The organism is Luteococcus sp. H101 (assembly GCF_038433155.1).
GTDB lineage: Bacteria > Actinomycetota > Actinomycetes > Propionibacteriales > Propionibacteriaceae > Luteococcus.
Genome location: NZ_JBCDMW010000036.1, coordinates 13,744 through 34,984, shown reverse-complemented (window position 1 = coordinate 34,984; position 21,241 = coordinate 13,744). Strand labels below are relative to the sequence as shown.

Genomic DNA, 21,241 nt, shown 5'->3' with positions numbered 1-21,241 from the left:
GCCTGAAACGACGTCAGGATGGAAGGACGGTGATGGTCTTGAGCGGAACGGACGGGTCGCCCGCCTGGTCGTAGGGCACATTGCCCCGCTTGAGCAGGGCATTCTTGGCGGCCATGAAGTCGACGGGGGAGTTCACACAGTCGGCCGCGATCAGCTGCTCACCGCGGTAGTAGAGCACCGTGAACCGGCCCCTCGCCTCGTCGTGGCGCACCAGGGTGCGCTCGGCTCCGGTGGAGAGTCCGGCGATCTGCAGTTTCAGCTCGCCCTGGTTGGACCAGAACCACGGGATGCTGACGTATTCCTCGCTGCGGCCGGTGATCGAGTAGGCGGCAACCTTGGCCTGCTCGACGGCATTGTTGACGCTCTCGAAGCGCACCCGGTCGCCCTCTGGCGCGCCGGGAACCGGGTTGGGAAGGTTGGCCACGTCACCGACGGCGACGGTGACGCCGTCGGAGGCCACCGAGTAGGCGTCCACCCGAATGCCGTTGTCACAGTCCAGACCGATCGACTCGGCCAGTTCTGTGTTGGGCAGAACGCCGACGCCCACCAGCACCAGGTCGGCCGGGATGACGCTGCCGTCGGCCAGCTTCACGCCACCGACGTGGTCGCCGCGGGCGGTCAGCTCGCTGACCTGGGCATTCAGCCGGATGTCGATGCCCTGGTCGCGGTGATGCTCCAGCAGGTACTGCGATGTCTCTTCGCCCACCGCGCGGCCCACCAGCCGCGGGCCGGCCTCCAGCAGGGTCACCTTGCGACCCATCGAGTGCAGGCTGGCGGCGGCCTCGATGCCGATGAAACCGCCACCGATCACCACCACGTCCTGCACATTGGGCACCCGGGCCTTCAACTCCAGCGCATCGTCCGCATTGCGCAGGTAGAGCACACCCGGCAAATCAATGCCGGGCAGCAGCAGCTTGCGGGCCCGGGCACCGACGGCCAACGCCAGACGGCTGAACGGGAACTCGGCACCAGACATGGAGTAGGCGACGCCGGAACCGTCGTCGGCCTTCTCGATCCGCAGGATGCGCTCGTTCTTCACCACGGTGATCTCGTTCTCGTCCCAGTAGCTCTCGGCGCGGTAGATCAGGGATTCCTTGGTGATCTTGCCCTGCAGGTACTCCTTGGACAGGGCGGGGCGCTGGTAGGGACGATGGTTCTCATCACCCAGCATGGTGATCGGTTCCTCGTAACCGAGCGCCCGCAGGCAGCAGGCCAACTGCACGCCCGCCTGCGAGGAACCGATGATCAGCAGTCCGTCGTTGGTCATCTCACACCTGCGTAGCCGGGGTGGTGACGTGCAGGTCCATGCCCTCGCACACCTTCAGCTGGCAGGACAGCCGCGAGTTGTCCTCGCGGTCCTCGGCGGTGCCGTAGAGCATCTCGTCCTCCATCTCCTCCATCTCGGGCAGGCTGGACAGGTCTGCCTCGTCGACATAGACATGGCAGGTGGCGCAGGAGAGCGAGCCGCCGCATTCGGCGACGATGCCGGGCACGCCATTGCGGACGGCGGTCTCCATCACGGAATCGCCAACATTGGCCTCGATGGTGCGGGTCTCGCCGGCGGCGTCGGTGTAGCTGACGGTGGGCATGGTGTACTCCTTCATTGCTGGTCGTTGGCGACGGCTGTTGGCCGGGCCGGTGCGGATCAGAGGAACTGACGACCTCCGTCGACGATCACAGTCTGCCCCGTGACGAAGTCCGAATCAGGACCTGCGAGGAAGAGCGCGGCGCCGACGATGTCGGAGGGCTGGATGGGACGTTTCAGGGAGCCGCGGTCAACCCCATAGCTGGCCGCATCCTCCATCAGCCCCAGGCTGGCCTCGGTGAGGGTGAAGCCCGGCGCGATGGTGTTCACGCCGATGCCCCGCGCCCCCAGTTCTTTGGCCATGACCCGGCTGAGCGCAATCACCCCACCCTTGGACGCCACATAGTGCGCCCACTGGGCGGAGCCGCTGAAGACGGTGGCCGAGGCCAGGTTCACGATCCGGGAACCCTCGCGCAGGTAGGGGCTGGCGCCCCGCACCACCAGCCACGGGCCCTTCAGGTTGACCGCCATCACCCGGTCCCACTCGGCGGGATCGAGGTCTTCCAGTGGCGCGCGAGTGATGCCCGCGTACAGCGCCGCATTGTTGATGATCGCGTCAATGTGGCCCTGCCCGAAGGCGGCGATCTGTGTCATCGTCGCCTCGATCGAGGCCGGGTCGGTGACGTCCATCCGGCCGTGCCACGCCTCGACGCCTTCGGCCTCAACCAGCCGGGCGGTCTCGGCGACGCCCGCCTCGTCCACGTCCACGACGGCTACCCGGTGGCCGCCCCGCCGGGCGAACCCGAGCGCGAATTCGCGCCCGAGCCCGCCCGCGGCGCCCGTCACGACGACGGTGCGCAGTTCCTGCTGGTTTGCCCCGGTCATGAGAGCACCTCCACCCGGCCGGTGTTGCCGTCAACCCGCACCTTGTCGCCGGTCTTGATCACGGTGGTGCCGGTGCCGGTGCCGGTGCCGGTGACGGCCGGCAGGCCGTACTCCCGGCAGACGATGGCGGCGTGGCTCATCATGCCGCCGATGTCGGTGACGGTGGCGCGGATCTTGCCGAAGATCGGGCCCCAGGACGGTGCCGTGATGGTGGCAATCAGGATGTCACCGGGCTGCACCTGGTCAAGATCATCCGAGTCGTGCACCACGCGGGCGATGCCCTCGACACAGCCGGGGGAGGCGGCCATGCCGGTGACCACACCCTCCTCGTGGTTCTCGTCGTCATTGCCCAGCCACTGCTCCACCTGCTCGGTGGTGATGCCGTAGAGCATCATGGTGAACGGCTCGGTGATCTCGGCCGGCGGCGTGTTCAGCGCCGGTTGCGGACGAGCGGTCTTGAGCGCGTCAATGATCTTGCGGCGACGCTCGATCTCGGCCGGCCAGTAGTGCGGGCCGGTGGCGACGGCACCCACGCCCCAGGCGGTGGTCAGGTCATAGAGCGCGTCGCGCACCTCATTGCGGTTGAGGTACAGGATGTCGGCCGGATCTGACCAGAACTCGGCCCGGACGAAGACCCGCGACAGCTCGCGCACCTTGCGCCAGAAGACGCCCATCGTCCAGTGCTCAATGTAGAAGTTGTGGTTCTCGACGTAGGGGTAGGCGGTGGCCGCCAGACCACGCTTCTGGTCGAAGGTGGCCAGGGTGTCGCCGTTGAGCGTGGACCGGTAGCCGTCCACCACCTGGTCGCGTTCGGCCAGCAGGTGCTCCATCGGGCGGGCAATGTCCTGCCCGTCGCGCAGCCGCCGGATGTAGTCGGCAATGTAGCCCAGCGGGATCTCCTGGTGCTCCAGCCAGTACTTGTCGTGGCCGTAGAAGCCATTGCCAACGGTGAAGTTGAACCAGGGTTCCTTGGCCTGCTCCCACCGGTCCAGCCAGCCCTGACCACCGTCGGCCGCGGCGATGGCAGCCAGCACCTTCTCCGGGAAGCGGGTGTCCGCAAAGGCAGCATCCAGGTTCTTCTCGACAGCCAGACCAGCCAGTTCCTTCAACTCGTCGTCGGGCTTGAACAGCTCCATGTCCACGCCCTGGACCATCTTGGCGATGGCTTGGTCCGGGATGCCGGGGAAGGTCTCCTTGCAGAAGCCGAAGAAGTCCAGGTAGGCGATGTAGCCCAGGTTCAGGAACTCGAAGTGGTACTGCCAGTTCTGATAGCAGAGCTGGATCAGTCGGTCGAAGTTGTCCAGCAGCACCTCGGTGCCGTCGGTGGCGCGGCCGGCGATGTGGTCCTCCCAGCTGACCGCGTCGGGCAGGTTCTCGAAGGTCAGTGACTCCATCTCCTGGATGGTGCCCTTCACCTTGACGTGCCACTTCCCCAGCAGCTCATTCCAGTTCTGGAAGTAGTGGCCGGCACGACGCTCGAATTCCGGTAGGCGGCTGGCGATCTGGTCTTCGGGGACGCCGATCGGTGACATGTAGAGGTAGCCCAGGTGCATCTTGAACTCGATGCCATTGGCATTGGGGATCAGCAGGTGCCGGGCGTTGTACTGGCCCAGGCACTTCACTGCGAATTCGCCACCGATGGTTTCGAAGGGCTTGAAGACCGTAGGCCAGTGCGAGCTGTCGCAGAACCAGAACTTGTCGTCGTCGGCACCGCTCAGGTTGGAGAAGCGCAGGTGGTAGGGATACAGCTCCTCCCAGCCCTCGGCCCCGGCCGGGACGGGGATCTCGGAGGGCTTCGGGAAGCTCTTCAGCCTGCCGTCGTGACCCTTCAGCGAGCGGACCGACGAGCCGGTGCGCGCCGCTCCGTCCACATCCTGCTCATCCTCCACATTGGCGTGGACGGTTTCCGGGCGGGCCTGCAGCAGCAGCAGGTTCTCGCCGTCGGGCAGGTCCGCGTCCAGCGCCCACTCGATGTCCTGCGGGCACTCGTAGTGCTTCTCCGCGGCAATCGCCATTTCGGTGATCGCCAGGATCTGCTCGGGCGTCAGGCTGCATACCTCGCGCCGCTCGGGAGAGACGTCCAGGTGCACCAGCCGGCCCAGCGTGGGATCGCTGACCAGCTCGGCGTGCTTGTCCCCGATGTGGGTGGAGACGATGGTGCGCATCACCTTGTCCACCAAGATGTTGTCCGGCGTGACCTCGCCCGAGACCACCATCTCACCGACGCCGTAGGAGGAGTCGATGGCCACCTTGGAACGGTCGCCATTGGTCGGATTCAGGGTCATGGCGACGCCGGAGACCTTGGAGTTGACCATCTTCATCACGGCTACGGCCATGCTCAGGCCCTCATGCGGGATGTTGTTCTTCTCGCGGTAGATCAGCGAGCGGGCGGTGTAGAGCGAGGCCCAGCAGCGACGGATGTGGCTGAGGGTGCTCGCTTCACCGTTGACCCACAGGTAGGTGTCCTGCTGGCCGGCGAAGCTCGCGCCCGGCAGGTCCTCCGCGGTGGCCGAGGAGCGCACGGCCACAGGGACCGGGGCGTCGAAGCGGGACTGCAGCTCGCGGTAGGCCTGGACATGTTCCTGACGGATCTCCTCGGGCACCGGCAGGTACATGATCCGGTCACGAATGGCAGCTGAGACGACGTCCACCTGGCCGAGGTTCTCGATGTTCAGCCGCTCGAGGCGGGCGAGGATCTCGTCCTCGATCCCCGACTGGCGCAGGAACTCGTCGAAGGCATCGGTGGTGACGGCGAAGCCGGGCGGGACGGGCATGCCGGCCTCGGTCATCGATACCAGGGAGGCGCACTTGCCGCCGAGACGTTCGATGGTGGCCGGGGCGCCCTCGTCGAAGAACTGGTAGAAGCGGTGTTGGGACATGAATCAGGCCTCCCAAGTGACGGGGACGGAAGTGGGGACGCGGAACGAGATGTTCTCGCGGAAGTTGATCTGCTCAGGCGCGACGATGCGCAGCGACGGCACCAGACGCACCGCCTCCTCGAGGGCGATCTTGGCCTGCAACTTGGCGAGCATGTTTCCCAGACAGAAATGGATACCGAAGCCGAAGGCGAGGTGCTCGCGGGCATTGGGTCGGGCGATGTCGAAGCTCTCCGCGTCCTGGAAGCGATCCTCGTCGCGATTCGCGGAGCCCATCACCAGCAGCAGCTCGGCACCCTTGGGGATCTCCACGCCGCCGACGGTGGTGTCCTTCAGGGCCTTGCGCCGCCAAGCGGTGATCGAGGGGCTGAAGCGCAAAACCTCGTCGATGGCGGCGGGGATCTTCTTGGGATCGTCGACCAGCGCCTGCCACTGCTCGGGGTGGGCCAGCAGCACCCGGAAGGCGTTGGAGATCAGCGTCGTGGTGGTCTCGTGGCCGGCGAAGAGCAGGCTGTAGCACAGCGACGCGATCTCGTGGTCGGTGATCTCCTCGCCGCTCTCCTGCGCCTTGACCAGGTCACCCACCAGCGAGTCCGGATGGTTCTCATGCGCCTCGCGCACCAGCCGCAGACAGTCCTGCCAGTAGTCCACCAGCTCGTGGGCGTAGGGGATCTGCTCCTCGTCGGACAGGTCCCCCCATGTCATCGCGGCGCGTGCATCCGACCAGCGCTTGTACTGGTCCACCTCATTGGTGTCGGCGCCCAGCAGGGTAAGGATGGTGATGGTCGGCACGTCGTAGGCCAGATCCTGGAAGATGTCGCCGGCCCGCTCCGGCTTGGCGAGCATCTTGGACAGCTGGTCGTCGACATTCTGGCGGATGGCTGGCTCCAGAACCTTGTAGCGGCGCGGGGTGAAGGCCTTCTGCGCAATCTTGCGGATCCTGGTGTGCTCCGGTGGTACGCGCGCCGACAGACCGGAGTAGGCGGTGAAGCCGCCGTCGGCCATGATCTGCTTGGCCTGCGGGCCACGCTGGCGCACCGGCGCCTGCGCATTCTCGCTGCTGAAGCTGTCCCAGTCGTCGAAGACCGCCTTGATGTCGTCGTAGCGGGTCACGACCCAATAGCCGACCCGCTCGTCGAACATGACAGGTTCTTCCCTGCGGAGTTCGGCGTACGAGGGAAAGGGATCCTTCTGGTCGAAAGGCTTGAAACCGTGGTGCATCGGGCAGCCGGAGACGGTAGGCGTGGAATCCGTCGAGTTGCTCATGAACGCTCCTTTGCGTGAGGTGTGTCAAGAGTCACCGGTGGAGGGCGGACGCGACAATGCCGAACTTCCGTTCAGCGGAAGTCTTGGTGGTTACCCTAGACGTGCGCCGTCAGAGTTCGGTGAGATTCCCGAGTTGCTCGGCCACCCCGCGCAGGGCAGGAAGATGCGTCCGCATGGAGCTCGCCTGGGTGACGTTCATCACCAGCCCGACGGCCGCCGGCATCAGCCCGTGGCGCGGAGTGACAGCCACGGCGATCGAGCAGGAGCCCAGCCGCACCTCCTCCTGCGTCGTGGCGAAGCCGCGCTCCTTGGCCTTCGCCAGTTCCATTCGCAGTTGCTCCGGATCGGTGCGGGAGTGCCTGGTTCGGCCCTCCAGCTCCAGACCCAGGTAGTGCTCGATGAATGCTGGGCTCTCGTAAGCCAGCAAGACCTTCCCGACGGCGGTCAGGTGCAGCGGCAGCCGTCCGCCGACGCGGGAGGCGCGTGGCACCCGCTTGGAGCTGTACACGCGCTCCAGATACAACGCATCGTCGCCTGCCCGGATCGCCATCTGGGAGGTCTCCTGAGTGAGAGCGAAGAGATCCTGCAAATGCAGTCGCGCGGCGCCCCGGGCCCGACGCAGGCTGTTCTCGCCGATGGTCCACAGCCGCAGGCTGACGGAGTAGTTGCCGTTTGGCAGGCGCAGCAGCGCGCCGCCAGTGACCAGCTCGCCCACCAATCGGTGTGCCGTCGGCAACGGCAGGTCGCAGGCTTGGGCGATCTCCGTCAGGGACAGGCTGGGGCGAGCTGTCTCGAAGGCACCCAGAATGTCCAGCACCTTGCTGGCCACCGATCGCGGTGGATGAGCCTCGGGGGCCGGGGTGTCAGCGCTCACCGGGGTCCCGTCGGAGCTCCTGCTCGGCCTCCAGCTCGACGAGCTGTGGGCTCGCGTCGATCCCCGCGATGGCGGCGAAGGCCTGCGCCATGGTGCGGGCGGTGTCGGCAAACAGGTGGTCGTGCACGCGGCTGCGGATCAGCTGGGTGGCCTGGCGGCGGTCCAGTCCGAACCAGTCCATCACCGTGTCGACACCGTGCGGGGTGATCCGCCACAGCTTGTCCGCATCCTTCACCAGCGAGTCGTTCAGGGAGAGCGCTTCCTTGCGAGTGTCGTGTCCGTCGATGATCTCCGCGATCTCTTCGATGACGCTGGGGTCGTGCTCCACCTGGTGCAGGATCTCCCGCGCCAGCCGGGCGCCTTCTCGCTCGTGCAGCAACACCAGATCCGGTCGATTACTCCCCGGGGCGATGCCCAGCAGGATCTCATCGCGCGGGACTTGGGACCAGCCGACGTCGTGCAAAAGGATCGCGGGCAGCACCACCTCCGGATCCGCGTCGGGATGACACGCGACCAGCGCCCGCGCCAGGCCGTAGGCGTACAGGGTGTGGCTGTCGTTGTTCCGCACCGTGAGGTAACCCTTGGCCAGTGCCCAGATCCGGGCGTGCGGCTCGGTCAGTTCGATCGGCGTCAGTTCCGGTCCGTCGGGCAGGTTCTGGACGATGTCGCTGCCCAGGGCATTGCCGGTGGCGGCTCTCTTTACGGTCATGGCTTCATCTAACGGCCCCGTCGGGTTGCGGGCAACCGGGAAGCTCCCGGTGCGGACCGTGGGACGGCGTCGGCAAGGTCGGCCATCGGGGTTGCCTCGGCAGGGAGGACACCACGGTCCCCGAGCCTGGCGAGGGGTGGGTGTACGACGGGTCACAAGCCGATGAAGGCGTAGAAGCGTCGGCCCCCTCCACCTCCAGCGGATACGGCGCGCGGACGAAGTTCTCGGGCAGCAGCAGTACCCGCTGTCCCATTACTTGCTCCAGTCGAACTGGTTGAGATCGGTCGGCAGCTCATCGGCGGGGGCCTCGGCCCAGCGGCTCCGGAAGGGCAGCGGTCCGTCGTAGATCCCGCTCGCAACCAGCTCGGCGACCTGGGATGGGTTGTCCTCACGCACACTGGCCAGTTCGACGGGTCCGCAGCGCACCCGGAGGGCAAAGGGCGGGAAGATCTCCTCGATGCTGGTCACCGGTCAGACAAGCGCAGCGGCCCGCTGGAAGGCACCCGCCATCGTGTGGATCAGCCGATCACCGCGGGATTGCGCTGGCCGTCCTCCAGGTAGACGCACGAGCGCGCATTCAGCCCGACGGCCACCCGGCGTGAAATCGCGGGGCGCAGTAGTTCCAGCGCTTCCCCAACCGGAGCGAAGCGGTATTCACCAATCTCGTGCCGGTCGATTCGGATCCGAGCGGCATCGGCGGGTGCGACCGTGCCGCAGTGGAAGAGGAAACGCAGCCCCAGCTGCCGGCCCTCATGCGGCCGGGTGTCGATCACCACCAGCCGACCCCGGCGAATGCGCAGCGCGGTCTCCTCGAAGACCTCCCGCTGGCAGGCCTCCCACGGGGACTCCCCGTCGGACTGCATCTGGCCACCGGGAATGCTCCACCCCGACTTGTAGGTGGGCTTGACGATCAGCAGTTTTCCCTGGCCGTCGAGCAGGATCGCGCCGCAGGAGATGGGTACCGTCGGCGGCTGGGCGGGGAGGGAGGTTCGATGCTGGGCCACGCGCACAAGCATGCTCTCCCGCGGGGGTCCCGCGCACATTCGCCGAGCCGCGTGGACTCGGGCTCCCTGCCGTGACTCATCTGGAGATGCGGGCTGTCTCCAGATCCTGCCGGAGGCGCGAGCGTCGCCACTGTGTCACCTGCCGTGCCCAGGACTTCCACGGATAGGACAGGCGGATCCAGAAGTAGTTGACGTACTCGATCGCTCCGAAGACGACGCAAGCCACGGCCAGGGCCGCTGCGGACCCGGCTGGCCGTTGCCAGGCAAGCATGCCGACGGCCGCCAGCAGGAGCAGCGGATTGGCCCACGTCAGGACCGCGAACGAGCCTGCCAGCAGGGGCGGCATGCATGATCGCTTCACCCAGTCCCTGGCGGCCAGCCAGTAGATCCCGCCCTGGGTGAGGATGAACTCAAGCGGGAGGATGGACAGCCAGAGGATCGGGGCTGCGGGCCGCAGCGAGCTGCTCGTGGAGGTGTAGAGCCCGAAGACACCCGCGAAGGTAACTGCAGCCACCAGTTCCCCGGTGCCCAGGCTCAAGTACCGACGGCGAAGGTATTCCCTTCGGGTGAGCGCGGCCTCGACGCCTGTGGGAGAGACTGTTTCGGTCGCGTCCATGGTCTTGATCCTAGAGGGGGCACCGCGGGCCTCGAGCTTCCTCGACATGCCGCGGCGCAGGCGGGTACGTCCCGGGGGATTGTTCCTCTTTGGAAGGGGAGGCTAGCCTCGCCCCGAACCCCTTCCCCAGCCTTCGGGCGAGGCCTGCTCAGGAGAGCCATGAACCACTCCCGTCCCCACGTCGTCATCATCGGATCCGGCTTCGGCGGGCTGTTCGCCGCCAAGCGGCTGGCCGGAGCCGATGTCGAAATCACCCTGGTGGCCAAGACCACCCACCACCTCTTCCAGCCGCTGCTTTACCAGGTGGCCACCGGCATCCTCTCGCCCGGCGAGATCGCGCCGGCCACTCGCGAGATCCTCAAGGACCAGGACAACGTCCGGGTGCTGCTCAGTGAGGTGACCGACATCAACCTCGACGCCCGCACCGTCCACGCGGAGGCGCTGGGCACCACCACCGAGCTCAGCTATGACCACCTGATCGTCGCCGCCGGTGCTGGCCAGAGCTACTTCGGCAATGACCACTTCGCGGTCTATGCGCCCGGCATGAAGAGCATCGACGACGCACTGGAGCTGCGCGCCCGGATCTTTGGCTCCCTGGAGGTCGCCGAACTCACCGAGGACGAGCAGGAGCGCGAGCGTCTGCTGACCTTCGTGGTGGTGGGTGCCGGGCCGACCGGCGTCGAGATGGCCGGCCAGATCCGGGAGCTCACCAGCCAGACGGTGAAGGGGGAGTATCGCCGAATCGACCCCTCCAAGGCCCGGGTCCTGCTGCTGGATGCCGCGGACCGGGTGCTGCCGCCCTTCGGTGAGCGCCTGTCCGGCAAGGCGAAGGAGAAGCTGGAGGAGATTGGCGTCGAGGTGAAGCTGGGTGCGATGGTCACCGGCGTCGACGAGAATGGGCTGGACCTCAAGTACTCCGACGAGCGCACTGAGCGCCTGGAGGCGGGGTGCAAGGTGTGGGCCGCCGGCGTGCAGGCGAGCCCCTTGGGGCGGATGCTTGCGGAGCAGTCCGAGGCGGAGGTGGACCGGGCCGGGCGGTTGCAGGTCAACCGGGACTGCACCGTCCCCGGGCATCCGGAGGTCTACGTCGTGGGGGACATGATGAGCCTGGACAAGCTGCCCGGGGTCGCGCAGGTGGCCATCCAGGCCGGCCAGTATGCCGCGGACCGGATCATCGGTGAGGTGACGGGCAAGCCGGTCACCCGTCCCTTCCGCTACCGCGACAAGGGATCCATGGCGGTGATCAGCAAGTTCGGTGCCGTGATGAAGGCGGGCAAGGTGGAACTCACCGGTTTCCCCGCCTGGGTGGCGTGGTTGGCGCTGCACCTGCTCTACATCGTGGGCTTCAAGGCGCAGTTCACGACGCTGGTCCATTGGGCGATCGCCTTCGTGGGCGGCGCCCGTTCGGAGCGGATCACGACGCGTCAACAGTTGGTGGCACGCCTGGCGGTCCAGCAGCTGGGCGACGACTTCCACCCCACCGTCACCGGCACCCAGCAGCCGGGCAAGGTGGAGGACAAGGTGGAACCCACCATCGGCTGACGCCGGGCACCGGGCCAACAAAGGATCGAACCCCACGGGCAGCAGCCCGTGGGGTCCGATCGGTCGTCCGGGTCGGTCGTCCGGCTCAGTCGGCCAGGCCGTAGAGCCGGTCGCCCGCGTCGCCCAGCCCGGGCACGATGTAGCCGTGCTCGTTCAGCTTCTCGTCGACGCCGGCGATCACCAGGGTGCAGGGCACCTCCAGGTGCTCCACCAGCTTGCGGAAGTTCTCGATGCCTTCCGGAGCGGCCAGGATGCAGATGCAGGTGATGTGGTCGGCGCCCCGGTTGACCAGGAATTCCACGCAGCCGCCCAGGGAACCGCCGGTGGCCAACATCGGGTCCAGGACGTAGCACTGCCGGGCGGAGAGATCCTGCGGGAGCCGCTCCGCATAGGTCATCGGCTCGAAGGTCTCCTCATTGCGCACCATTCCGACGAAGCCCACCTCGGCGGTGGGCATCATCCGCATCATGCCCTCCAGCATCCCCAGGCCGGCGCGCAGGATCGGCACCACCAGCGGCTTGGGATTGCTCAGTTCCAGCCCGCGGGTCTTCGCAACGGGGGTCTCGACGTCGACGGGGGTCACCCGCACCTCGCGCGTCGCCTCATAGCTGAGCAGGGTCACCAATTCCTCCACCAGGTGGCGGAAGGTCGGTGAATCGGTCTTCTTGTCCCGCAGCAGGGTGAGCTTGTGGGTCACCAGGGGATGGTCGAGTACGCGCAGTTCCACGCCCCCACTGTCCCACATCCGGCAGGTGCGCGCAGTGCGGGGGGTCGGCTCGACGGCGGCTTGAGGCTGGGCTGCAAAGTCCGGGGAATTGGGGTTGACTGGTCTGCGAGGATGGAAGCGCAGCCCACGGCCAAGGAGGAACCATGACCACGTTCGACGATGAGGTGGACCCCTTCGAGGCTGGCGAGAAGACACCGTCCCCCTATCTGGATGAGGACGTCGACGACTTCGATGAGTCCTCCGCCGAGGATCTCGACGACGACGAGGATGACGATGACCTCGACGACGACGAGGACGAGGACGATCTCGACGAGGACGAGGACGATCTCGACGAGGATGACGGCGACGACGAGGACGATGATGACGACCTCGACGATGACCTGGATGATGCCACCGAGGAGGAGATCGACCTGGTGGTGGCTCTCTACCGGGAGGACTCCCAGGCCGTCGCGCTGCCGATGGCCAGCGACCTGGCCAATGACCTCGACGAGTTCATGACCCAGCTCCGCCGGATCCCCGGCGACGCGGGTGCGGTGGGCATGGTGTCCATCGCCGGCGAGTTCTTTGTGCTTTGCCGGGTGCGCGGCCGCACCGTCCAGGTGCTGCTCAGCGATGCGGTGGCGGCCAACGACTGGCCGATCGCCCGCGACGTCGCCGACTACCTGGGTGAGGACATTCCGGATCCCGATGACGACTCCGAGGCGATGGGCGACCTGGGGATCCTGGCCGACCAGGGCGTCAGTGAGTTCGACATGGAGGCGATCGCGGAGAACCTCGACGAGGACTCCGACGAGCTGCTGCGCCAGATCGCCAACAAGATGAAGTTCTTGCCCCAGTTCGATCGGGCCATCAAGGGCCAGCGCTGAGTGGCGAGCCGATGGGACGCGGCGATGGACGTCGCGTTGGCCCAGGCCCGGTTGGCGGCGACGCACGGTGATGTGCCGATCGGAGCCGTGCTGCTGGGCCCCGACGGTGAAGTGCTGGCGCAGGCCGGCAATGAGCGCGAGCTGACCGGCGACCCCACCGGCCATGCCGAGGTGCTGGCCCTGCGCCGTGCCGCCGAGCAGCGGGGGGAGTGGCGGCTGGAGGGCTGCACCCTGGTGGTCACCCTGGAGCCTTGCACCATGTGCGCCGGCGCCATCGTGCTCTCCCGGGTCCAGACCCTGGTCTTCGGGGCATACGACGAGAAGGCGGGCGCGGTGGCCTCCCTGTTCGACGTCGTCCGCGATCCGCGTCTCAACCATCGCCCCGAGGTGCGGGGCGGAATCCGTGCCGACGAGTGCGGCGCCCTCCTGCGGGACTTCTTCGGCCGCACGGGGGCTCCGCCCCGGTGAATACCCGAAGTCGTTGAGGCCGCTCCGCCCAGCCTGTTCCGACGCGCGGGCGGGGCCCGCCCCCGCGGTGCGGTGAGCGCGCACCCACAGCGTTGACTCTCCCGGTTTGGGGAGCCGGCCTCCCCGCCGCGGCCGTGGATGGGACTGGCCCCGGGCGAGGGAAGGATGGTTGGCCGCGGTGGGAGGTCGGGCCCGGGCCGGTACCCACACCCATTCGATTGGCGAACGAGCGGTGAACTGTGGCAAACTTTTCGGCGGTGACGTGTCTGAGCGGCCGAAAGAGCTCGCCTCGAAAGCGAGTGTGGTGCAAGCCACCGAGGGTTCAAATCCCTCCGTCACCGCCAGAACAGAAGGGCCCCGGGAATCCCGGGGCCCTTCTTGCGTTGCCTGCGCGGTCTGCCTGCCGCCAACCCGCTCAGGACTCCTCGGCCGGGGCGGGGGTACGCATCGCCGCGATGCTGGCGCGGACCCGCTTGTAGACCAGGGGCAGGTAGATCGCCAGGAAGCTCAGGCCGCCGACGGCCAGGCCGATCATCGAGTCGATCCGCAGGTTTCCGGTCAGGGTGAAGGTGTCCACCCAGCGGGAGAGTGCGACGCTGACCACCGCGGCCGGGATCGACGCCAGGGTGGCGGGCAGCAGGCTCTTGAAGATGTCCCGCACGCTGCCACCGGCCTTGTGCACGGACCACAGGAAGATGGGCAGGGCCACGGCGACGACGGTGAAGATCTGGGCCATCGCGGCCCCCTCGGTGCCCCAGGTGCGGGCGGCAATCCACGTCGACGCGAACAGCACCACCACCCAGCCGATGCTGGCGTGCAGCACGGCGCGGGAGTTTCCGCGAGCGTACAGGTAGCCGGTCCAGGTGTCGAACATCACCCGGAGCGCGCCGTACAGACCCAGCAGGGCCAGCAGCGGAATCGACCTGGCGAAGTCCGGGTTGTAGAAGAAGAGGATCACGTCGTGGGAGAACAGCGCCAGCATCAGCCCGACGGGGAAAGCGATCAACCAGGTCAGCTGCGAACCCAGGGTGAGGATCGGCTCCCGGGCAGCGGGCTTGGTGTGGGCGAAGGCGGGCAGCGCCACCGAGCGCACCACCAGGCCGAAGACCGAGACCGGCCAGTTGGCGACATTCGAGGCCATCGTGTAATGACCCAGCCGGACGGGACCCAGAACGGGCGCCACCACCAGCTTGTCCACATTGCTCAGCATCACCTGCAGCAGGTTGGAGCCGGCCACCGGCAGACCGAAGCCCAGGGCCGGGCGGAGCACCTCGCGGTCCCAGCCGAAGCGCAGGCCGCGTCCGGAGAAGACGTAGAACAGGAAGACCTCCACCGCCATCCCGGCCACGGCACCAATCGGCAGGGCCAGCACGCCGACGTCGCTGGCCAGCAGCAGGGACAGGATGATGGCATTGCTGACCACGAAGTTGGAGATCAGGGCGAAGGCCAGGTGGCGCTGGTCCAGCCGTCGGACCAGCAGGGCCTGCGGCACGATTGCCAACCCACCGATGAAAACCATCAGCGAGTAGACCTGCAGTAGACGGGTGGCATCGGGGGTGCCCAGTGCCCGGGCGATCAGTTCGCCGCCCACCACCAGCACCAGCGCGCCCATGCTGCACAGGATCATCCCCAGGGTGGCGACGGTGGGCGCCTTGCGCTCCATCTCCTCGTCGCTGCCCCGGACCAGATCGGTGCCCAGGCCCATGTCGATGAAGGTGAGCAGCATCTGCCCCACGGTCATGGCGACGGCGAAGACACCCACCCCGGCGGAGCCGATCAGGTTGGCCACCACGATGCCCACCACCAGCGAGCCGGCGCGGGTGATGATGTTGCCCAGCATGCTCCACTTGGCGCCCTGGGCCACCTTGCTGCCCAGGTTCTGGGCGACGTCGTCGGAGGTGGCGGCAGTGGGGTCGGTCAGCACGCCGTCGTCGGGATCACCGTCCGCGCGTCGCGGCAGCACGCCGACGGTGCTGGTGCCCGTTGCCGCCTCCGACGGCAGGTCCAGCGCGTCCGGATCCGGCAGTGCGCGTCGTGCGGCCGGTCTCTCGACCGGACCTCCGGCGTCCACCATGTTCTTCCTCTCCCCCGAGAATGTTGACTGTCAGGCAGGTGCAAGGTCGGCCGTCGGGGGACACGGCTTCCCAAGCTCGTGCGCAGTCCCCGTCTGCCGTGACGCCTGGCCCCGCTTCCGCTGGAAACGGGCAACGCCTCCCAGTATGGCCGACGATCGGTGCCGGACAGAAGTTTGTGATGAATTCGCGGCCAACGGCCAGCGAATGTCCAGCATGGCCAGCGGCTTGCCCGGGTCTGGAAGAATGACGCCATGCCGACGATCGACCTCGCCCTGCTGATTGGCGCGGTCGTCTCCCTGGTGGCCATCTTCGCCGCCCGGCTGGGTTCCCGGCTGGGCCTGCCCGCCCTGCTGCTCTTCCTCTTTTTGGGGATGGCGATGGGCAACAGCGGGCTGGGCTTTGCCTTCAACGACGCGGACCTGGCTCATGGCCTGGGCTTCGCCGCCCTGGTGCTCATCCTGGCCGAGGGCGGCTTCACCACCAAATGGGCCAACATCCGCCCCGCCATCGGCGCCGCCGGCCTGCTGGCCACCCTGGGGATCGGGGTGAGCATCGGCCTGATGACGCTGTTCGGCCACTTTGTGCTGGCCCTGCCCTGGGCCGTCGCGCTGCTGCTGGGGGCGGTCACCGCACCCACCGATTCGGCCGCGGTCTTCGCGGTGCTGCGCGGGGTTCCCCTGCCCAGCCGGGTTCGGGCGGTGCTGGAGGCCGAATCCGGGCTCAACGACGCCCCGACGGTGCTCCTGGTGGCCGCGGCCTCGGAGCTGGCGCTGGGGAAGTCACCGCCCGGCGGCGCGGCGGGTCTGCTGGCCCTGGTGGTCGGGGAACTGGCCGGCGGTGTGCTGCTGGGGGTTCTGCTGGGGCTGCTGGGCGTCGCGGTGCTGCGCCGGATCGCCCTGCCGTCGTCGGGTCTCTACCCGCTGGCGGCGATGGCCTGGGCGGTGGCCACCTACGGCACCGGGGTGGCGCTGCATGTCTCCGGCTTCGCCGCGGTCTATGTGTGTGCCGTCGTGCTGGGCAACGGAAAATTGCCGCACCGGCATGCCACTCGTTCCTTCGCGGAGGGGGTCGGCTGGATCGCCCAGATCGGGCTGTTCGTGATGCTCGGTCTGCTGGCCAACCCCGGCCGGATCAGCCTGCACGCGGTGTGGGCCGGGGTCATGGCCGGCCTCTTCCTCACCGTCGTGGTGCGCCCGGTGTCGGTCTTCAGCTCGCTGAGCTGGTTCCGGATCCCCCTGCGGGAACAGCTGTTCGTCTCCTGGGCCGGCCTGCGCGGAGCGGTGCCGATCATCCTGGCCACGGTGCCGATGTCGGCCCGGGTGCCCGATGCGGACCTGCTCTTCGACATCGTGCTGGTCTTCGTGATCGTCTTCACCAGCCTGCAGGGGCCCACCCTGCCCTGGGCCGGACGCAAGCTGGGCCTGGCCGATCCGAATGCCGCCCACGACGTGGACATCGAGGCGGCCCCGCTGGACAAGATCGCGGCGGACCTGTTGCAGATCAGGATTCCCGAGGGCTCGATGCTGTCCGGGGTGCAGATCCGGGAATTGCGGCTGCCGCGCAATGCGGTGGTCTCGCTGATCATCCGCGGTCCGCGTTCCTTTGCCCCGCACGGCGACACCCGGCTCTACTTCGGCGACGAGCTGCTGATTGTCACGCCCGAGAAGCACCGGCGTGAGGTGGAGCGACGGCTGACCGAGATTGGCCGCGGTGGCCGCCTGGCCCGTTGGCACGACATCCGGGTGTGATCCGACGGGGCCATACGCCCCCGCCCAATCTGGACGCTTGGCCAGTTTTCCCGGAAGAGTGCTGGCCGCACCCCGGTGCCTCAGAGGCACTGGACCCCGCTCAGCGCTCTATCGGGATGACGGGACGGATGACCAATGCGGCTGGGATCGGGGAGTGCGCACCGCCCCTCGACAGGCTCGGGGCCGTGGTTGGGTCGCTGGACGGGCTCGGGGGCCGTGGCTGGGGCCCCTCGGCAGGCTTGGGGCGGATCCCTTCGACAGTCTCGGGGGCCGTGGTTGGGACTCCTCGACAGGCTCGGGACCCCCTCGACGGGATTGGGGACCGTGCAGTGGATCCGCGTTACGGGGTGGGGGTGGCGATCGGGGCCGGGAGGCAGACCGTCGGCGTGGTGACGGCGATCGACGCCGGGGCCTTGGGGTTGAAGTTGGTCTTCTGGTTGCCCACCAGCACCTCGACGGTGTGGTCGGCCCGCCCGTCGGCCTTGATCTGGGCGCCCGGGAAGAAGCCGGCCACCAGCTTGACCTCGGGATTGTCCACGGCCGCACCAATGATCTGGGGGGCGCTCACCTCGACGTCGGTGTTGCCGGTCTTGACCACCTTGAAGCCGACGCCCTTGAGCTGGGTGCCGACGGTACTGGCCAGCCCGGAGCGGCTGCCGCCATTGAAGACCTTGACGCTGACGTGCTGGGCCGTGAGCGCCTTGCCGACGTTCTGCTCGGTGCACGGGATCAGCGGTGCCGGCGGCGCGGGGGCAATGACATTCTTCCAACCCCAGCGCGCCCCGAAGACCAGGATGCCGAGCAGCACCAGCAGGGTGATGGGCGTGCCGAACAGGCGCACATACCGCTGCACTGTCTCTCCTGTCGTCGAAGCTGCGGGGAATTACAGGTGAATGTTACTCGAGTTCCAGCACTCGGGCGTGCATGGTCTGACGCTGCTGCAGCGCGGCGCGCAGGGCACGGTGCAGCCCGTCCTCCAGGTAGAGCTCCCCGCGGTAGCTCACGACGTGGGCAAACAGGTCCCCGTAGAAGGTGGAATCCTCCTCCAGCAGGGCTTCCAGGTCCAGCGTGCGCTTGGTGGTGACTAACTCATCCAGGCGCACCTGGTGGGGGGCGATGGCAGCCCACTGCTTCTGCACATAGCCATGGTCCGGATAGGGACGGGACTCGCCAACTCGCTTGAAGATCACGCTTCGAGCTTATCCGCCCGGGGCTTTGGCGGGCGGGCGACCACGCCATTGGGGGCGCCAGGGCTGGGGTTGCGCGGGATTTGTCGGTGGCTTGTGCCACGCTTGGACCATGACTGATGCAGCAGCAACGACGCCCGTCGAGACCATCACCCAGGGCTACACCTTCGACGAGCCGGCCATCGAGCTGGGCGTGCTGGCCGACGGCGGCCAGCCGGTCCCCGAGGCCAAGATCCGGATCCCGCTAGGGATGCTGAACCGGCACGGCCTGGTGGCCGGCGCGACGGGTACCGGCAAGACCAAGACCCTGCAGCTGATGGCCGAGCAGATCAGCAATGCCGGCGTCCCCGTCTTCGCCGCGGACATCAAGGGTGACCTGTCGGGTCTGGCCAGCGCCGGTCAGAGCTCGGACAAGCTGCTGCAGCGCACCCAGGCGATCGGGCAGGACTGGCAGGGGGTGGCAAATCCCGTCGAGTTCTACGCCCTGGGTGGGCAGGGGCACGGCGTGCCGCTGCGCGCCACCGTGAACAGTTTCGGCCCTGTGCTGCTGAGCAAGGTGCTGGGTCTGAACGACACCCAGGAGAGTTCGCTGGGGCTGGTCTTCCACTACGCCGACACCAAGGGCCTCGGCCTGCTGGACCTGGAGGACCTGCAGACCCTGCTCACCTGGCTGACCAGCGACGAGGGCAAGGCGGAGCTGAAGGGGATCGGCGGCCTGTCCGCGGCCACGGTCGGCGTCATCCTGCGCGAGATCGTCACGCTGTCCAGCCAGGGCGCCGACGCCTTCTTCGGGGAGCCGGAGTTCGACTCCAATGACCTGCTGCGCACCGCGCCGGACGGCCGCGGGATCATCTCGCTGCTGGAGCTGCCCAACCTCGTCGACCGCCCGGCCCTGTTCAGCACCTTCCTGATGTGGCTGCTGGCGGACCTCTTCCACGACCTGCCCGAGGTGGGCGACGTGGACAAGCCCAAGCTGGTCTTCTTCTTCGACGAGGCGCACCTGCTGTTCGACGGCGCCAGCGACGCCTTCCTGGATGCGATTGCCCAGACCGTGCGGTTGATCCGGTCCAAGGGGGTCGGTGTCTTCTTCGTCACCCAGACCCCCAAGGACGTGCCCGAGGAGGTGCTGGCCCAGCTGGGCTCCCGGGTGCAGCACCAGCTGCGTGCCCACACCCCCAATGACGCCAAGGCGCTGAAGCAGACCGTCGCCACCTTCCCCAAGAGCCACTATGACCTGGCCGAGACCCTGCAGCAGCTGGGGATCGGCGAGGCGATCGTCACCGTGATGGACCCCGACGGCGCCCCGACGCCGGTGGCCTGGACCCGGATGCGCGCGCCGCAGACCCTGATGGCGCCCACCCCGGAGGCGGAGTTGGCGGCCGCGGTGGCGGCCAGCCCGCTGCAGGCCAAGTACGGCACCGCGGTCAACCGGGAATCGGCCACCGAGATCCTGTCCGCCAAGATCACGGCCGCCGCGGACGCCGCCGCCGCGGAGGCCGCGGCCAAGGAGCAGGCCAAGCTGGACAAGGCGCAGGCCGCTGCCGAGCGCGCCGCCGCCCCGCGCGGCCGGGCCCGGGAGGAGAAGGGCATCGTGGAGCAGGTGGTCGGCTCCAGCGTGTTCAAGCAGTTCGCCCGCTCGGCGGGGCGGGAGATCGTCCGAGGTCTGTTCAAGACCGGGCGCCGCTGAGGCACGGCCCGCACGAGGAGGCCTCGGCCGGTTCGGCCGCCGGTGTGTCGACATGACACGGCCACGGCGGCCGAGCCGGTCGAGGCTTCCTTCCATCACGGCGACGGAGCCGGTCGAGGCTTCCTTCCATCACGGCGGCCGAGCCCGTCAGGCCTCCTTCGGCAGGCTCACATTCCGCCAGCCGACCGCCTACTGGTGGGCCAGCAGCTTCTGCGCCGGGATCACCAGCACCGGGCAGATCGACGCCCGGGCCACGTGGGCTGCCGTCGAGCCGAGCAGGAGCCCGCCCAGCCCGCTGCGGCCGCGGGAGCCAACCACCAACAGCTCCGCCTCGTGCGAGGCATTGACCAGCACCTCCCCGGCATTGCCCAGGGTGACCCGGACCTCCACGTCGAAGGACGGGTGATCGCCCACCTGCTCCCGAACCAGGGCGGCCAGATCCTCCTCGTAGGTGTGCTGCACCGTCTCGAACAGTTCGGTGTCCATGGCGGGCATGCCCTCCACCACGCTGGGGCTGTACTCCCAGGAGTGGATCGCCAACAGCCGCCCGCCCAGCCGCTCGGCCTCCTCGATGGCGGCATGCAGGGTGGCGGTGGAGTGGCTGGCGTCGTCGACGCCGACCGCCACCGTCCCGACGGCTCGCTCGTCCCGGGCCGTGCCGGTCTCCGGGACCACGACGATGGGCCCGTGCCCGTGGGTGATCAGGTGGCGGGAGACCGAGCCCAGCGCCATCGCCTTGATCGCTCCCAGCCCACGGGTGCCGACCACCGTCAGCGCGGCGGTGCTGCTGGCCTGCACCATCGCCAGGGCCGGCTCCGAATCCTCCAGCAGCTGGGCAGTGATCTGCAGTTCCGGATGGGCGGCGCTGGCCTCGCTGGCGGCGACGTCCAGCCGTTCCCGCGCGGCGGTGATGATCCGCTCACCGAAGTGGTTGGCGCTCTGCCGCATCATCCGGCCGCGGGAGGTGGGAATCTGCAGCGGCGGGGTGGCCAGCACCATGGTCAGGCCCAGCCCCAGTTGCTCGGCGCGTTGGGCTGCCCATTCGGTGGCGACGGCCGACTGGCCGGACCCGTCGACCCCCACCACGATCTGGCCGGTGTAGTCAACAGCGCTCATGGCGCACGCTCCTTTGCGTCGGTGGGGCGTGCTCGGGGCCTCGCCCTCACCTGCCATTCTACCTAGTCCG

The 21,241-nt window shown here is 67.9% G+C and carries 20 protein-coding genes and 1 tRNA gene; 6 read left to right on the top strand and 15 right to left on the bottom strand.

What is annotated here, in order from left to right:
• Nucleotides 1–13: 13 nt before the first annotated feature.
• The 10 genes from AAEX60_RS14715 to AAEX60_RS14670 all read right to left on the bottom strand — a co-directional run bounded on the left by AAEX60_RS14715 (nt 14) and on the right by AAEX60_RS14670 (nt 9,755).
• Nucleotides 14–1,267 (bottom strand): NAD(P)/FAD-dependent oxidoreductase, encoded by a 1,254-nt coding sequence (locus AAEX60_RS14715; RefSeq protein ID WP_342104399.1) that lies wholly within the window; start codon nt 1,265–1,267, stop codon nt 14–16.
• A 1-nt stretch (nt 1,268) separates the two neighbouring features.
• Nucleotides 1,269–1,589, bottom strand: coding sequence for a 2Fe-2S iron-sulfur cluster-binding protein (locus AAEX60_RS14710; RefSeq protein ID WP_342104397.1), 321 nt, complete (start codon nt 1,587–1,589; stop codon nt 1,269–1,271).
• Nucleotides 1,590–1,645: 56 nt separating this feature from the next.
• Nucleotides 1,646–2,410: an SDR family NAD(P)-dependent oxidoreductase gene (locus tag AAEX60_RS14705; protein WP_342104396.1), complete on the bottom strand. Its 765-nt coding sequence runs from the start codon at nt 2,408–2,410 to the stop codon at nt 1,646–1,648.
• Nucleotides 2,407–5,289 (bottom strand): PEP/pyruvate-binding domain-containing protein, encoded by a 2,883-nt coding sequence (locus tag AAEX60_RS14700; protein ID WP_342104394.1) that lies wholly within the window; start codon nt 5,287–5,289, stop codon nt 2,407–2,409. Before AAEX60_RS14700 ends, AAEX60_RS14705 begins: the two co-directional genes overlap by 4 nt.
• Before the next feature lie 3 nt (nt 5,290–5,292).
• Nucleotides 5,293–6,552, bottom strand: a complete 1,260-nt coding sequence (locus AAEX60_RS14695) for a cytochrome P450 (protein WP_342104392.1) — start codon at nt 6,550–6,552, stop codon at nt 5,293–5,295.
• Nucleotides 6,553–6,661: 109 nt separating this feature from the next.
• Nucleotides 6,662–7,426 (bottom strand): IclR family transcriptional regulator, encoded by a 765-nt coding sequence (locus tag AAEX60_RS14690; RefSeq protein ID WP_342104390.1) that lies wholly within the window; start codon nt 7,424–7,426, stop codon nt 6,662–6,664.
• Entirely contained in the window at nt 7,416–8,135 is a 720-nt protein-coding gene (locus AAEX60_RS14685; protein ID WP_342104388.1) for an HD domain-containing protein, read from the bottom strand. Before AAEX60_RS14685 ends, AAEX60_RS14690 begins: the two co-directional genes overlap by 11 nt.
• Before the next feature lie 252 nt (nt 8,136–8,387).
• A complete protein-coding gene (locus AAEX60_RS14680; RefSeq protein ID WP_342104386.1) occupies nt 8,388–8,603 on the bottom strand; it encodes a hypothetical protein in 216 nt (71 codons plus the stop codon).
• 50 nt (nt 8,604–8,653) lie between these two features.
• Nucleotides 8,654–9,139 carry an NUDIX hydrolase gene (locus tag AAEX60_RS14675; RefSeq protein ID WP_342104384.1) on the bottom strand — a complete coding sequence of 162 codons (486 nt, stop codon included), beginning with the start codon at nt 9,137–9,139 and terminating at the stop codon, nt 8,654–8,656.
• Nucleotides 9,140–9,215: 76 nt separating this feature from the next.
• Entirely contained in the window at nt 9,216–9,755 is a 540-nt protein-coding gene (locus tag AAEX60_RS14670) for a hypothetical protein (RefSeq protein WP_342104382.1), read from the bottom strand.
• 159 nt (nt 9,756–9,914) lie between these two features.
• On the opposite strand from AAEX60_RS14670, the gene AAEX60_RS14665 reads away from it, so the two are divergent.
• Nucleotides 9,915–11,297, top strand: coding sequence for an NAD(P)/FAD-dependent oxidoreductase (locus tag AAEX60_RS14665; RefSeq protein ID WP_342104380.1), 1,383 nt, complete (start codon nt 9,915–9,917; stop codon nt 11,295–11,297).
• 85 nt (nt 11,298–11,382) lie between these two features.
• On the opposite strand, the gene upp is transcribed toward AAEX60_RS14665, so the two are convergent.
• Nucleotides 11,383–12,042, bottom strand: coding sequence for a uracil phosphoribosyltransferase (gene upp, locus AAEX60_RS14660; protein ID WP_342104378.1), 660 nt, complete (start codon nt 12,040–12,042; stop codon nt 11,383–11,385).
• Between the two features lie 125 nt (nt 12,043–12,167).
• Between upp and AAEX60_RS14655 the strand changes: the two genes are divergently transcribed.
• The 3 genes from AAEX60_RS14655 to AAEX60_RS14645 all read left to right on the top strand — a co-directional run bounded on the left by AAEX60_RS14655 (nt 12,168) and on the right by AAEX60_RS14645 (nt 13,702).
• Nucleotides 12,168–12,890 (top strand): tRNA adenosine deaminase-associated protein, encoded by a 723-nt coding sequence (locus tag AAEX60_RS14655; RefSeq protein WP_342104376.1) that lies wholly within the window; start codon nt 12,168–12,170, stop codon nt 12,888–12,890.
• Between the two features lie 24 nt (nt 12,891–12,914).
• The gene (locus AAEX60_RS14650; protein WP_342104374.1) at nt 12,915–13,358 is read left to right on the top strand and encodes a nucleoside deaminase; all 444 of its coding nucleotides are present in this window, start codon (nt 12,915–12,917) and stop codon (nt 13,356–13,358) included.
• 256 nt (nt 13,359–13,614) lie between these two features.
• A tRNA-Ser gene (locus AAEX60_RS14645) sits at nt 13,615–13,702 on the top strand.
• 71 nt (nt 13,703–13,773) lie between these two features.
• On the opposite strand, the gene AAEX60_RS14640 is transcribed toward AAEX60_RS14645, so the two are convergent.
• Nucleotides 13,774–15,432 carry an oligosaccharide flippase family protein gene (locus AAEX60_RS14640; RefSeq protein ID WP_342104373.1) on the bottom strand — a complete coding sequence of 553 codons (1,659 nt, stop codon included), beginning with the start codon at nt 15,430–15,432 and terminating at the stop codon, nt 13,774–13,776.
• 252 nt (nt 15,433–15,684) lie between these two features.
• Between AAEX60_RS14640 and AAEX60_RS14635 the strand changes: the two genes are divergently transcribed.
• Nucleotides 15,685–17,181: a potassium/proton antiporter gene (locus tag AAEX60_RS14635; RefSeq protein WP_342104371.1), complete on the top strand. Its 1,497-nt coding sequence runs from the start codon at nt 15,685–15,687 to the stop codon at nt 17,179–17,181.
• 340 nt (nt 17,182–17,521) lie between these two features.
• On the opposite strand, the gene AAEX60_RS14630 is transcribed toward AAEX60_RS14635, so the two are convergent.
• Together AAEX60_RS14630 and AAEX60_RS14625 are read right to left on the bottom strand one after the other, a co-directional pair.
• Entirely contained in the window at nt 17,522–18,034 is a 513-nt protein-coding gene (locus tag AAEX60_RS14630; protein WP_342104369.1) for a LytR C-terminal domain-containing protein, read from the bottom strand.
• A 43-nt stretch (nt 18,035–18,077) separates the two neighbouring features.
• Nucleotides 18,078–18,371, bottom strand: a complete 294-nt coding sequence (locus AAEX60_RS14625; protein ID WP_342104367.1) for a type II toxin-antitoxin system VapB family antitoxin — start codon at nt 18,369–18,371, stop codon at nt 18,078–18,080.
• Between the two features lie 109 nt (nt 18,372–18,480).
• On the opposite strand from AAEX60_RS14625, the gene AAEX60_RS14620 reads away from it, so the two are divergent.
• A complete protein-coding gene (locus AAEX60_RS14620; RefSeq protein WP_342104365.1) occupies nt 18,481–20,055 on the top strand; it encodes a helicase HerA-like domain-containing protein in 1,575 nt (524 codons plus the stop codon).
• A gap of 189 nt (nt 20,056–20,244) precedes the next feature.
• On the opposite strand, the gene AAEX60_RS14615 is transcribed toward AAEX60_RS14620, so the two are convergent.
• The gene (locus tag AAEX60_RS14615; RefSeq protein ID WP_342104363.1) at nt 20,245–21,171 is read right to left on the bottom strand and encodes a universal stress protein; all 927 of its coding nucleotides are present in this window, start codon (nt 21,169–21,171) and stop codon (nt 20,245–20,247) included.
• Nucleotides 21,172–21,241 lie beyond the last annotated feature (70 nt).